This window comes from Pseudotabrizicola algicola, assembly GCF_010915705.1.
GTDB lineage: Bacteria > Pseudomonadota > Alphaproteobacteria > Rhodobacterales > Rhodobacteraceae > Pseudotabrizicola > Pseudotabrizicola algicola.
The window spans coordinates 1,007,443-1,019,597 of sequence record NZ_JAAIKE010000001.1; the positions used below are offsets into that span (position 1 = coordinate 1,007,443).

Here is a 12,155-nt window from a genome sequence, read left to right on the forward strand (position 1 = left end):
AGGGGGGGCTCGCCCCCCCCTCGGCGCTGGCGCGCCTCACCCCCCGAGGATATTTTCGAACAGATGAAATCAGCCGTCGAGTTTGCTCAGATCGGCCACCGAAAGGCAGAGGCTGCGGATGCGGTGCAGAAGGTTGAGCCGGTTGCGCCGCACGATCTGGTTGTCGGTGTTGATCTGGGTGGCGGTGAAGAAGGCGTCGATGGGGCCGCGCAGGGTGGCCATCGCCTGCATGGCGGTGGCGAAATCCTCGGCAGCCATCGCGGGGGCAATGGCGGCCTCGGCCTGATCGAGCGCGGTGAAGAGGGCGCGTTCTTCGTCGCCTTCCGCGAACTTGGGGTCGGCGCCGAAAGAATATTCGACGCCATCCTTCTGCTCGGCCTGCGACAGGATGTTGCTGGCCCGCTTGTAGCCCGCGACGAGGTTGGCCCCGTCTTCGGTCTGCAGCGTCGCCTGCAGAGCGGTGGCGCGCTTGACCAGCAGGGTCAGGTCGTCATTGCCCGTCATGGCGAGGCAGGCGTCGATGACGTCATGGCGGATGCCTTGGTCTTTGAGGAAGACCTTGAGGCGGTCGTGGAAGAACGCGAGGAGGTCGGCAATTTTTGCGTCTAAATCTAGAGTTCCGCGCTGCGTGGCAAACAGTGTCATTGGAACTGCAAGAATGCCTTGGCGGCCCGCGAGGGCGGCCCGCACCCCATTCCCCAGCACCAACCGGATCACCCCCAGCGCGGCCCTACGCAGGGCAAACGGGTCTTTGCTTCCTGTCGGCTTCTCGTCAATCGCCCAGAAGCCGGTCAGCGTGTCGATCTTGTCGGCCAGCGCCACGGCGACCGGGACCGGCTCGGTGGGCACCGCGTCTGAGGGGCCGAGCGGCGCGTAGTGGTCGCGGGCGGCATTGGCGACGGCCTCGGGCTCGCCTGCCGCTTGCGCGTAATACATGCCCATCAGGCCCTGGAGTTCCGGGAATTCGCCGACCATCGCGGAGCGCAGGTCGAGTTTGGCCAGACGCGCCGCGCGTTCGGCCAGATCGGGATCGGCCCCGACCATCGGCGCGATCTCGCGCGCCAGCGCCGCGATGCGGGCGATGCGGTCGGACTGGCTGCCAAGCTTGTTGTGGAAGGTCACGGATTTCAAGCCCTCGGCCCAGTCGTCCATGCCGGCGCGTGCCACCCGCAAATCATTTTCCCAGAAGAACTTGGCATCCGACAGCCGCGCGGCCAGAACCTTCTGGTTGCCCTTCAGGATCGTCTCGCCCTGATCGGCCGTCAGCGTGTTGGCGACGGTCACGAAACCCTCGATCCGGCCCGTCTTCGGGTTGCGGACAGAGAAGAACTTCTGATGCTCTTTCATCGAGGTCTGCAGCACCTCGGGCGGCAGGCCGAGGAAATCCTCGGCGATGCGGCCCATCAGCGGCACCGGCCATTCGACAAGCCCCGCCACTTCGGTCAGCAGCGCGCGGTCCTCGACCAGTTCCATCCCGGCGGCAAAGGCGAGCGTCTGAGCCTCGGCAAGGATCGCCCCTTCGCGCTCGGCACTGTCGAGGATCACATGGGCGCGCTTGAGCTTTGCCGCGTAATCCTCGAAATTGTTTACGCAAAACGCATCCGGCGACAGGAAGCGGTGACCGCGCGTGCTGTTGCCTGCGGTGATGCCATCCACCGTCAGCGGAACCACATCGGTGCCCCCCTCATCGGAGAGGATGCACAGGATGGAATGCAAAGGGCGCACCCAGCGCAGGGAGCCCGCGCCCCAGCGCATCGACTTGGGCCAGGGGAAATTGCGGATGGTGCTGTCCAGCACCTCGGCGATGATCTCGGGCGCGCGGCGGCCCGGGCGTTCGATCACCGCGAAATAGACCTCGCCCTTCTTGTCGGCGCGCTTTTCAAGCTGCTCCAGTGTCAGCCCGGTCGAGCGCAGGAAGCCTTCGACCGCCTGCGCGGGGGCCGAAACGCTTGGCCCCTTGCGTTCCTCGCGCACCGCGCGGCTTTCCGTCGACAGCCCCTCGATGGCCAGCGTCAGGCGGCGCGGGGTGGAAAAGGCCGCCGCATGGGCATAGGTCAGACCAGCCTCGACCAGACCATCGGTCACCAGCTTTTGCAGGTCGGCGCGGGCGCGGGCCTGCATGCGGGCCGGAATCTCCTCGGAGAAAAGTTCGATCAGCAGATCGGGCATGTCACTTGTCCTTGGCGGCGGGGTTCAGCTGGTGCCAGGCAAAGGCCCGGCCATCGGGAAAGACCGCGACGACGCGGTCCACATCGGTATGCACCTCGGCTTGCGACAGAAAGGCCAGCGCCTCGCCGCGTTCGAGCGCGGTGCCGATTTCCACCGCGTCAAAGCAGTCGAACCAGCCGGGGGCCACCAATGGCTCGGCGCCCTGATAGCTGACATAGGTTTCCGACAGCATGGCTTGGGTCAACGGCGTGGTGAAGCAGGCGCGGAACCGCAGGGGGCTGCTGTCTGCGTCGATGCCGGTGATGTCTTCGGCCAGAATCGGCTCGGGCTGGCCGGATTCGATGGTGGTCAGGGTGATTTCCTGCCCCGGCGTGAAGGTGACGGGTTCGTAAAACGCATGGACCTGAAGATACCAGATCGCCACCCCTGCAACTGCTGCTGAAATCACGATGGCCCCCGCTGCGATCTTGCCGTTCATGTCGCCGCCCCGGCCTCTGCCGCGGCATCGGCCCCGGCCTCTGTCTGGCGGAAGGCATCGGCGCATTTCTTGGCCAGCGCGCGCACCCGCCCGATATAGGCCTGCCGCTCGGTGACCGAGATCACGCCCCGCGCGTCGAGCAGGTTGAACAGGTGGCTGGCCTTGATGCACTGGTCATAGGCCGGATGCGCCATGATGATGCGCTTGCCCGATTTCTCGTCCTGCGGATCGAAGCCCAGAAGGCGGTCACATTCCGCCTCGGCCTCGGCGAAGTTGCGCAACAGCTTGTCGGTATCGGCCCCGTCGAAGTTGTGGCGGCTGTATTCTTCCTCGGTCTGGCGGAAGATATCGCCATAGGTCAGCGCGATGGGCGCGTCGGGGTCGTTGAAGGGCATGGTCATCACATGGTCGATGCCCAGCACATACATGGCCAGCCGCTCCAGCCCATAGGTCAGCTCGCCCGAGACGGGGCGGCAGTCATGGCCGCCGACCTGCTGGAAATAGGTGAACTGGCTGACCTCCATCCCGTCACACCAGACCTCCCAGCCCAGACCCCATGCGCCGAGCGTGGGCGATTCCCAGTCATCCTCGACAAAGCGGATGTCATGCAGCGCCGGGTCCAGCCCGATGGCGCGCAGCGAGCCGAGATACAGCTCCTGCAGGTCCGGCGGCGAAGGTTTGATGATGACCTGATACTGGTAGTAATGCTGCAAGCGGTTGGGGTTCTCGCCATAGCGCCCGTCGGTCGGGCGGCGCGAGGGCTGCACATAGGCGGCGGCCCAGGGCTTGGTGCCAAGGCTGCGCAGGGTGGTCGCGGGGTGGAAGGTGCCCGCCCCCACTTCCATGTCATAGGGTTGCAAGATCGCGCAGCCCTTGGAGGCCCAATAGGCCTGCAAACGCAGGATGATTTCCTGAAAGGACCGTGGCGCGCTGATCGCCGCCGGTTCCGCGCGTGCCGGCTGACTGTCTGACATGGTGTTGCCCCCTTTTGCCACGCAAAACCCTTGAAATGCCCGGCTGTCATAGGCAAGAGGCACGGCAGGGTCAATGCGCCGCCGCGCGTGCGGCGGGGCGCGGCGGCTCTCGATGCTGTGAACGGCGGGGGGCGATCTGCTCTCGCCTTTGTCAAGGGTGCGCCACTAGGGTGGCGAAGGGTTGAAAGCGGAAGGAACGGAATGCGGCGCGCAGGCTTTGGGCTTTGGATGATGGCGGTGATGCTCTGGGCCGGACTGGCCGCCGCGCAAGAACAATCCTGGGTGCAGGTCGAAGCCCAGCCCACGCTGGCAGAGGCGCAGGAGCGCGCCCGCGCCTATGCGGCGGCCTTCCCCGATGTGGTGGGCTACCGGCTGGGGTCGCGCTGGTATGGCATCGCGCTTGGCCCCTATGCTGCGGCGCAGGCAGCCGAGCGGCTGGCAGAGCTGCGCCGCGAGAACCTGATCCCGCGCGACAGCTATGTGACAGACGGCACCAATTTCCGCGAACAGTTCTGGCCCGAGGATGCGCAAGAAAGCCCCGCGCCGGCAGAAACCGCAGCCGGAGCGCCTGCCGAGCCGGAAGCGGCCCCGCTGGCCCCCGATGCGCCGGTCGAGGTCACCACGCTGGCCCCCGTGGCAGAGGCGGAGACCGATCTTGGCACGGGGACCGCAGCAGAAGCGCCCGCCGCCATCATCCCCGATGAAACCCCCGCCGAGGCGCGCCGCAGCGAAGCCGCCCTCAGCCCCGAAGAGCGGGCGGACCTCCAGCGCGCGCTGCAATGGGAAGGGTTCTACAACGCGGCCATCGACGGCGCTTTCGGCCCCGGCACCCGCAGCGCGATGGCGGCCTATCAGACCGCTCTGGGGCGGGAGCCGACGGGCGTCCTGACGCAGCGCGAACGCGCGGTGCTGGTGGAAAACTGGCGCGCGGATGTGGCCGAATACGGGTTCGAAACCGTGACAGAGGCAGAGGCGGGCATCGAGATCACCCTGCCCCTTGGCCTTGTGCAGTTTGACCATTACGAGCCGCCCTTCGTGCATTTCGCGCCCAAAGAGGCGGGCGGGATGAAGGTGATCCTGATCTCGCAACCGGGCGACAAGGCGGCGCTCTACGGGCTCTATGACATCCTGCAAACGCTGACGATCATTCCCACCACGGGCGAACGCAGCCGCAGCGAGCGGTCATTCGAGATCAACGCGCAATCTTCCACGCTGCAAAGCCATGCCTTTGCCGAAACCCGCGCGGGGCTGGTCAAGGGCTATATCCTCGTCTGGTCGCCCGAACAGGCCGAGCGCGCGGGCCGTGTGCTGGGGCTGATGCAGTCCAGCTTCCGCCCCGTTGGCAACCGTGCGCTGGACCCCGGCATGGTGCCGATGACCGATGCCGCCCGCCGTGGCCTGCTCGCCGGGCTGGACGTGCGCCGCCCGCTCCTGTCACGCTCGGGCTTTTACGTCGATGCCAGCGGCCATGTGCTGACCACCGCCGAGGCGGTGGCAGGCTGCGGGCGCATCACGCTCGATCAGGTGACCGAGGCCAGCGTGGCCCATGTCGATGCCGAAACGGGAATTGCGCTGCTCGGCCCCAAGACCCCCCTCGCCCCGCCCGCCATTGCCGGATTCCAGACCGAAAGCGACCGGATCGGCACCGAAGTGGCGGTCGCGGGCTATGCCTATGAAGACGCCCTGCCCGCCCCCGTCATCACCTTCGGCCGGCTCGAGGATGTGCAGGGGCTAAACGGCGAGACGGGGATCAAGCGTCTGGCCATCGAGACGCTGCCCGGCGACGCGGGCGGCCCCGTGCTCGACGGCACCGGCGCGGTGCTCGGGATGCTGCTGCCCCGCGCGCCGGATGCGGCACGGTTGCTGCCGCAGGGGGTGGAGTTTGCCGCCTCGGGCACGGTGCTGCGCGAGGTGCTGGAAGGGCGCGGCATCACACCCGCCGCCCCCACCGCGGCAGGCGCGCTGGCCCCCGAGGACCTGAGCCGCAAGGCGCTGGGGATGACGGTGCTGGTGAGCTGCTGGGAGTAACGCCTGGGCGCATGCGGATGGCAGAGGGCGCAGGGCTGCGGAAGGCGCGCGGAATCAGTCCTGCCAGAAGCGCCGCATGAACAGCACATAGACCGACAGCAGTTCCAGCCGCCCCACCAGCATGCCCGCCATCATCAGCCATTTTGCGGAGTCGGGGAAGGCAACCACGGCGCCGGTGGCCCCCACCTCGCGCCCGAAGACCGGGCCGACATTGGCGATGCTGGTCCAGGCGGCGGTGACGCTGGTGCGGAACTCCAGCCCGGTGAGTGACAGCGCGACCGCCAGCAGGCCGAAAGTCAGGATGAACAGCGTGAAGAACACGATCACCGAGTCAAGAACGTCTTGCCCGACGCTGCGCCCGTCATAGCGCAGCGGGTTGACCGAGGACGGGTTGTGCAGCCGCTTGATCTGGGCCTTGATCGCCTCGAACAGGATGAGATAGCGGAACACCTTGACCGAGCAGCCGGTCGAGGAGGTGCAGCCCCCGATCAGCCCCACGATGATGAGGATGACAAAGGGAAACGGCCCCCATCCCGACAGATCGACCGACGAGAATCCGGTGCCGGAGAAGGTGGAGACGATGTTGAACGTCGTCTCGCGCAGCGCGACCGACACCGCCATGTCATGCCGGAGCACCTCGTAGAGCAGCACCAGCACGATCGCGTAAAGGTTCCAGCGCAGATAGGCGCGCACCTGCGGGTCGCGCCAGAGCGGCCCGAACACCCCCTGTGCCATCTGCACGAAACGGATGAAGGGCAGGCTGCCCAGCAGCATGAACACAACCGCCGCATATTCCAGCGGCCCCTGAAAGGTGCCGAAGGATGCGTCATAACTGCTCATCCCGCCGGTCGACACCGTGGTCAGCGCATGCATGACGGCGTCGAACCCGCCCATCCCGAGCGCGAAATAGGTAACCGCGCAGGCCACCGTCAGCCACAGGTAAATCTGGATCAGCGCCGAGGAAATGTCCAAGGCGCGCGGCAGCACCTTGCCCAGCGTGTCGAACCCCTCCGAGCGGAAGAACTGCATCCCGCCGACCTTCATCACCGGCAGGAACAACAGCGCCACGATGACGATGCCCAGACCGCCCAGCCATTGCAGGATGCCGCGCCACAGGTTCGCCCCCATCGGCAGCGCGTCGATGCCGACAATCACCGTGGTGCCGGTGGTGGTCATGCCCGAGACCGATTCGAACATCGCATCGGTCAGCGACAGCCCCGGCGCGCCCAGCATCAGCGGCAAGGCCCCGAAGGCGGGCATGGCCACCCAGACCCCCGTGGTCAGCAGGAAAATCTGTTGCAGGCTCATCGCGGCCCCCGCGCCATTGGCCGAAGCCAGCGCCGTGCCGCCCCCCGCCACCACGCACAGGATCGCCGCTTGCAGGAAAGCCTGCCAGTTCGGATCGCCCGCCGCGCGGTCAAGCGCCAGCGGGAACAGCATGAAGACCCCCATGGTTGCCACCAGAAGGCCGATCACATAGGTCACGGGGCGCAGGTCGATCATGCCCCCGAGCCTTGGCGAAGCCCTGCGCCCAAGTCAATCAGCCGCGGCGCATTAGGCCCGCCAGAAGGACGGCAAAGCCACAACCAGCACCGCCAGCAGCCCGAGCCGCCCCAGAAGCATCGCCAGCGTCATCAACCATTTGGCGGCATCGGGGAAATCGCGGAAGGTGCCTGTATCGCCCAGCATGGGGCCATAGCCATAGCCGATGTTGCCCAAAGCCATCCAGATGCCGAACAGCGCCGAGATCATGTCGACCCCCACCAGCGACATCGCCACCGTGAACACTCCGAGGATCAGGATATAGCCGGTGACATAGAGCATCAGGGCATTGATGACCTCGTCCTCCACCCGTCGCCCGGCATAGCGCACGGGCGCGATCCGCTCGGGAGAATGGATGCGCGCGATCTGCGCCTGAACCGCCGCCCAGGCCACCTGCACGCGGAACACCGACAGCGCCCCCGAGGATGACCCCGAACAGCCGCCGATCAGCCCCACAATCAGCGCGACCGCCATCGAATAACCGCCCCAGCCCGCGAAAGAGCCGGTAAAGAACCCGGTTCCGGTGATGATCGACACCAGATTGAACAGCGTCTCGCGAAACACCTGCTCCGTCCCCATGTCCGAGGTCAGCACGCGCCACAGCGTCACGCTGCCCACCGCATAGGCGGTCCAGCGCAAGAGCGCCCAGATCTGCGCATCCCACAGCACCGCGCCGCTCTGCCCCGCCGCCACCCGCGCGTAAAGGATGTAGGGAAAACTGCCGAGCAGCATGAACAGCGCCCCCGCATATTCCGCCGCCCCCGGATATTTGCCAAAAGACGCATCCGAAGGCGAAAATCCCCCCGTCGCAATCGTGGCCGCGCCATTCACCACCGCGTCCAGCCCGCTCATCCCGAGGCTCTGGTAGACCATGACGCACAACAGCGTCAGACCGACATAGACCGCCAGCAGCGCCCGCGCGATATCGGTCGCGCGGGGCAAGGCCTTGCCCAGCGTGTCAAAGCCTTCGGTGCGGAAAAACTGCATCCCCCCCACCCGCATCACCGGCAGAAAGATCATCGCGACAAATGCGATGCCCAGCCCGCCGATCCAGTTCAGCATCCCCCGCCACAGGTTCATGCCCGGCGGCAGATGATCGAGGCCGACAATCACCGTGGCCCCCGTGGTGGTCAGCCCCGAGGCCGCCTCGAAATAGGCATCGGTAAAGCCGAGCCCCGGCGCGCCCAGCGCAAAGGGCAGGCAGGCAAACAGCGGCAGGCCCGCCCAGACCATCACCGTCAGCAGATAGGCCTGACGGGTGTCCAGCCGCGAGAGGTCGGAATTGGCAGTGGCAACCCGCATGGCAAGACCGATGCCACCCGTTATCAGCGCCGATTCCAGAAAGTCGCGGGAATTGCTCAGGCCAGCGCGAAAATCGACCAGCGCCGGAGCCAGCATCATGCAGGCCAGAAAGATCAGCAGCGCGCCGATCACATGCGCAAGGGGCCGGATGTCGACCATGATGCGCGAAGACTTACGCCTGCCGCGACGAGTGGTCAATCCGGCGCGGCAGGTCCGAAATCAGGATCGGGAAGGCGGCTGCGAACCATGCCGGCCGCGATGCCGCTTCAGCCGATGTGGAACAGCGACTGGAACAGCCGCGGGTCAAGGCTGTCCTGCGCGAAGGTCGGGCCTTCGGTCAGCAGGCTGACCGCATCATGGCTGTGCAGGCTTTCCTGATGGCTGGCCAGCACGCGGAAATCGCCGATGCGCGGGTCGCGCTTCAAGACCGCGCAGAACAGACGCGCCGCATCTTCGACAAAGATCGGGTTGGCGGCGTTCAGCTCGGCAAAGGCCTGCTCGTCCTCGCGTTTCACCATCACCTGCGTCTCGGTGACCACGCCGGCCCGCGCGATCTCCACCAGATCCTCCACGGTCAGCGCATCGTCCAGCACCTCGACCGAGATCCGCGCGACCGAGCGCTGCGAATGGGGCGTCGCAAGCTGCCCGCGCGTGTTGCGCGCATGTTCCGACAGTTCCAGACTGCAGGGGCAGGTGCTGGAATAAACGTAATCGAGATGCACGATCTTCTTGCGCACCCCCGCCGTCTCGACCAGTTCGAAGGCCACCTCGTAATACTGCCAGCCCGCAAGGCCCGAGCGCAGCGACGGCACCTGCATCGGAAAGGAAAACCGCATCTGGATGCGCGCATCGAAGCTGCCCAGATCGGCCTTGTAATCATCCAGCGCCGCCTCGATCACGGCAAAGCCGAAGGTGCGTTCCGCATGGGCATAGAAAGACCGCATGATGCGGCTCATGTTGATGCCCTTCTTCTCCGCCTCGAGGCTGACGGTGCCGGTCACGCTGGTTTCCAGCATCAGGGGGGCCGCGTCGCGGGTCTGGTAGCGGATCGGCAGGCGGAAGTTGGAAATCCCCACATGCTGGATGCGCTGCCGCTCCCCGCGGATCAGGCTGGACGGGCCGTTCTGCAGATCGGGCAGACTGTCCTTGTAGGCGGCGGTCACCGCAAAGCCATGCGGATAGGCGCGGCTCAGCGCGGGGGCGAACTGGCCGGGCAGCAGATAGCCCACCCCCGGCTCCAGCGTCGCAATCTCGTCATCGGACGAGCTGCGCGCCCATTGCCGCAACAGCGCAAGGGCAGCTTCGGCTTCGTCGCGGCTGGGCTTGCGGTCAAGCTCGGGAGTGTGAATGTTCATGAGGTCTGTCCTTCCGGTTCAGGCCGGGCGCGCGCCCATGCCGTCAATGTCAACAGGTATACGCAAGGCATCCGCGATCGGATCAGTTGCAGGCGACGGGCAGGGCCGGAAATCCGTCCTGCCCGCGCCCTTTGCAGATGTAATCACCCGAAGGCTGTCCAACAAGCCTCAGGCCCGCCCCGGCGCAGCCATCAGGCCTGCGCAAGCGCAGCCGTCAGGCCTGCGCAAGCGCAGCCTGTAGATCAGCGATCAGGTCGTCCGCATCTTCCAGCCCCACCGACAGCCGGATCAGCCCCGGCGTGATGCCAAGAGCGTCCTTCTGGTCCTGCGGCAGGCGCTGGTGGGTGGTGGTGGCCGGATGGGTGGCAATCGTCTTGGCATCGCCCAGATTGTTGGAAATCTTGGCGATCTCCAAGGCGTTCATGAAGCGGAAGGCCGCCTCCTTGCCCGCCGCGATGTCAAAGGTCACCAAGGTGCCGCCCGACCCCATCTGCGCCATCGCCAGCCCGTGCTGCGGATGGCTTGCCAGCCCCGGATAGATCACCCGCGAAAGCTTGGGATGACCCTCGAGCGCGGATGCGATCTTCAGGGCGCTGTCGGCCATCGCGCGGCAGCGCAGGTCCAGCGTCGCCATGCCGTTCAGATGCATCCATGCGGTAAAGGGCGACATGCTGCCGCCGGTATGCTTCATGTAGGGCTCCAGCACCTTGCGGATGAACTGGCTGGTGCCGCAGACCACGCCGCCCAGCGCGCGCCCCTGCCCGTCGATGTGCTTGGTGGTGGAATAGACGATCACATCGGCGCGTTGCTCCACCGCGCGCGAAAAGATCGGGGTGGCAAAGACATTGTCCACCACCACAAGCGCGCCCACCGCATGGGCAATCTCGGCCACCGCCGCGATGTCCACCAGCTCCAGCGTCGGGTTCGACATCGATTCGAAGAACACCGCCTTGGTGCCGGGCGTCACCGCCGCGCGCCACTGGTCCAGATCGGCCCCGTCGACAAAGGTCACCTTCACGCCATAGCGCGTCAGCACCTCCTCGAGGATATAGAGGCACGACCCGAACAGCGCGCGGCTCGACACCACATGGTCGCCCGCCCGCAGCATCGCCGTCAGCGCGCCCGACACCGCCGCCATGCCGCTCGCGGTGGCAAAGGCATCCTCGGTGCCCTCCAGCGCCGCGATGCGCTCTTCGAACATGCGTGTGGTCGGGTTGCCATAGCGGGCATAGATGAATTCATCTGCCCCCGCCTGCACGAAACGCTGCTCCGCCGCCTCGGCGGTCGGATAGACAAAGCCCTGCGTCAGGAAGATCGCCTCGGCCATCTCGCCATACTGGCTGCGCCGCGTGCCCTCATGCACCAGTTTCGTGCGCGTGTTCCAAGTCTCAGACATGCCGTCACCTTTCGGCAAAAAGAAAACCCCGAAACCGGCAAAGGTTTCGGGGCCCATCCCCAAGACCTTTTAGCGGAATGTTTAACGTGGCCCGCAATCCGGTAACAAAGCACCACAAGGCGCCCCATACGCCTTTGCCCGCACGCGGTCAACGCCTTTGGCCGCAGGCGGTCAACACCACCCCGTGCCCGGTGCCCGCCCCTGCGCATTGCTGCTTTCCAAATACTCCCGCGCGGAGCGCTCCTGCCCTCGGCCCCGCGCGCGGCGGCGCAGACAAGCGCGCTACTCCCCCGTTTTGCCAGCATCCTCGGGATCGATCAGGAAGCGTTGCAGCGCAAAGATCTGCCACCACAGGAACAGCATCAGCGCAGCGGGCATCCCGAAGGTTTCCAGCTTGACCCAGGTATCGGTCGACATCGTGCGCCAGATGATCTCGTTGGCGATGGCAAGGCCGAGGAACATCGCGCAGAGGCGGCGGGTCAGGATCATCCAGCCCTCGCGCTGCATCGGCAGGACCTCGGCCATCACATATTCCAGCCAGCTCTGCCCGCGCAAAAGCCCGATCCCCAGAAGCGCGGCCAGACAGCCGTAGACGATGCTCGTCTTCATCTTGAAGAACCGCTCGTCGTTGAACCATGCGGTCAGCCCACCGAAGAAGATCACCATGAAGGCAGTGAAGACCTGCATCCGGCTGATCTTGCCGGTCAGCGCCCAGAGGATGCCCATCGCGAGCAGCAGGATCGGGATGAACACCAGCGCCGCGATGATGAAGCCCGAATATTCGGTGCCGCCAAGGGTGAATGTGTCATCCTTGATCCGCAGATAGATCAGGAAAAAGATGATCGTCGGCCCCAGTTCGAGAACCTGCTTCACCACACCGCTGATCTTGCGCTCTGCCATCCGTTCCTGTC

Annotated in this window: 9 protein-coding genes and 1 riboswitch; of the genes, 1 reads left to right on the forward strand and 8 read right to left on the reverse strand. The window is 65.8% G+C overall.

Annotation, left to right across the window (positions count from 1 at the left end; translation table 11 throughout):
• Nucleotides 1–69 precede the first annotated feature (69 nt).
• Genes glyS through G3572_RS04935 form a run of 3 tightly spaced genes read right to left on the reverse strand, consistent with a single transcriptional unit; the run spans nt 70 to nt 3,621 of the window.
• A complete protein-coding gene (gene glyS / locus G3572_RS04925; protein ID WP_164609519.1) occupies nt 70–2,169 on the reverse strand; it encodes a glycine--tRNA ligase subunit beta in 2,100 nt (699 codons plus the stop codon).
• Nucleotide 2,170: 1 nt separating this feature from the next.
• Complete coding sequence (locus G3572_RS04930) at nt 2,171–2,647, reverse strand: DUF6446 family protein (RefSeq protein WP_164609520.1); 477 nt, start codon at nt 2,645–2,647, stop codon at nt 2,171–2,173.
• Nucleotides 2,644–3,621 carry a glycine--tRNA ligase subunit alpha gene (locus G3572_RS04935; protein ID WP_164609521.1) on the reverse strand — a complete coding sequence of 326 codons (978 nt, stop codon included), beginning with the start codon at nt 3,619–3,621 and terminating at the stop codon, nt 2,644–2,646. Before G3572_RS04935 ends, G3572_RS04930 begins: the two co-directional genes overlap by 4 nt.
• Nucleotides 3,622–3,822: 201 nt before the next feature.
• On the opposite strand from G3572_RS04935, the gene G3572_RS04940 reads away from it, so the two are divergent.
• Nucleotides 3,823–5,649: a serine protease gene (locus G3572_RS04940; RefSeq protein WP_164609522.1), complete on the forward strand. Its 1,827-nt coding sequence runs from the start codon at nt 3,823–3,825 to the stop codon at nt 5,647–5,649.
• Between the two features lie 54 nt (nt 5,650–5,703).
• On the opposite strand, the gene G3572_RS04945 is transcribed toward G3572_RS04940, so the two are convergent.
• The 5 genes from G3572_RS04945 to G3572_RS04965 all read right to left on the reverse strand — a co-directional run bounded on the left by G3572_RS04945 (nt 5,704) and on the right by G3572_RS04965 (nt 12,144).
• Nucleotides 5,704–7,152: a TrkH family potassium uptake protein gene (locus tag G3572_RS04945; protein ID WP_164609523.1), complete on the reverse strand. Its 1,449-nt coding sequence runs from the start codon at nt 7,150–7,152 to the stop codon at nt 5,704–5,706.
• A gap of 51 nt (nt 7,153–7,203) precedes the next feature.
• A complete protein-coding gene (locus G3572_RS04950; protein ID WP_164609524.1) occupies nt 7,204–8,652 on the reverse strand; it encodes a TrkH family potassium uptake protein in 1,449 nt (482 codons plus the stop codon).
• 107 nt (nt 8,653–8,759) lie between these two features.
• A complete protein-coding gene (folE2, locus tag G3572_RS04955) occupies nt 8,760–9,848 on the reverse strand; it encodes a GTP cyclohydrolase FolE2 (RefSeq protein ID WP_164609525.1) in 1,089 nt (362 codons plus the stop codon).
• A gap of 214 nt (nt 9,849–10,062) precedes the next feature.
• Entirely contained in the window at nt 10,063–11,244 is a 1,182-nt protein-coding gene (gene metZ, locus G3572_RS04960) for an O-succinylhomoserine sulfhydrylase (protein WP_164609526.1), read from the reverse strand.
• 49 nt (nt 11,245–11,293) lie between these two features.
• Nucleotides 11,294–11,370: riboswitch (SAM riboswitch) on the reverse strand.
• A gap of 156 nt (nt 11,371–11,526) precedes the next feature.
• The gene (locus G3572_RS04965; RefSeq protein ID WP_164609527.1) at nt 11,527–12,144 is read right to left on the reverse strand and encodes an inner membrane-spanning protein YciB; all 618 of its coding nucleotides are present in this window, start codon (nt 12,142–12,144) and stop codon (nt 11,527–11,529) included.
• Between the last annotated feature and the right edge of the window lie 11 nt (nt 12,145–12,155).

Coding starts and splice junctions, on each gene's coding strand:
- G3572_RS04950 (WP_164609524.1), bottom strand. CDS start 8,652: ATGGTCGACATCCGGCCCCTTGCGCATGTGATCGGCGCGCTGCTGATC.
- G3572_RS04935 (WP_164609521.1), bottom strand. CDS start 3,621: ATGTCAGACAGTCAGCCGGCACGCGCGGAACCGGCGGCGATCAGCGCG.
- folE2 (WP_164609525.1), bottom strand. CDS start 9,848: ATGAACATTCACACTCCCGAGCTTGACCGCAAGCCCAGCCGCGACGAA.
- G3572_RS04945 (WP_164609523.1), bottom strand. CDS start 7,152: ATGATCGACCTGCGCCCCGTGACCTATGTGATCGGCCTTCTGGTGGCA.
- metZ (WP_164609526.1), bottom strand. CDS start 11,244: ATGTCTGAGACTTGGAACACGCGCACGAAACTGGTGCATGAGGGCACG.
- glyS (WP_164609519.1), bottom strand. CDS start 2,169: ATGCCCGATCTGCTGATCGAACTTTTCTCCGAGGAGATTCCGGCCCGC.
- G3572_RS04965 (WP_164609527.1), bottom strand. CDS start 12,144: ATGGCAGAGCGCAAGATCAGCGGTGTGGTGAAGCAGGTTCTCGAACTG.
- G3572_RS04930 (WP_164609520.1), bottom strand. CDS start 2,647: ATGAACGGCAAGATCGCAGCGGGGGCCATCGTGATTTCAGCAGCAGTT.
- G3572_RS04940 (WP_164609522.1), top strand. CDS start 3,823: ATGCGGCGCGCAGGCTTTGGGCTTTGGATGATGGCGGTGATGCTCTGG.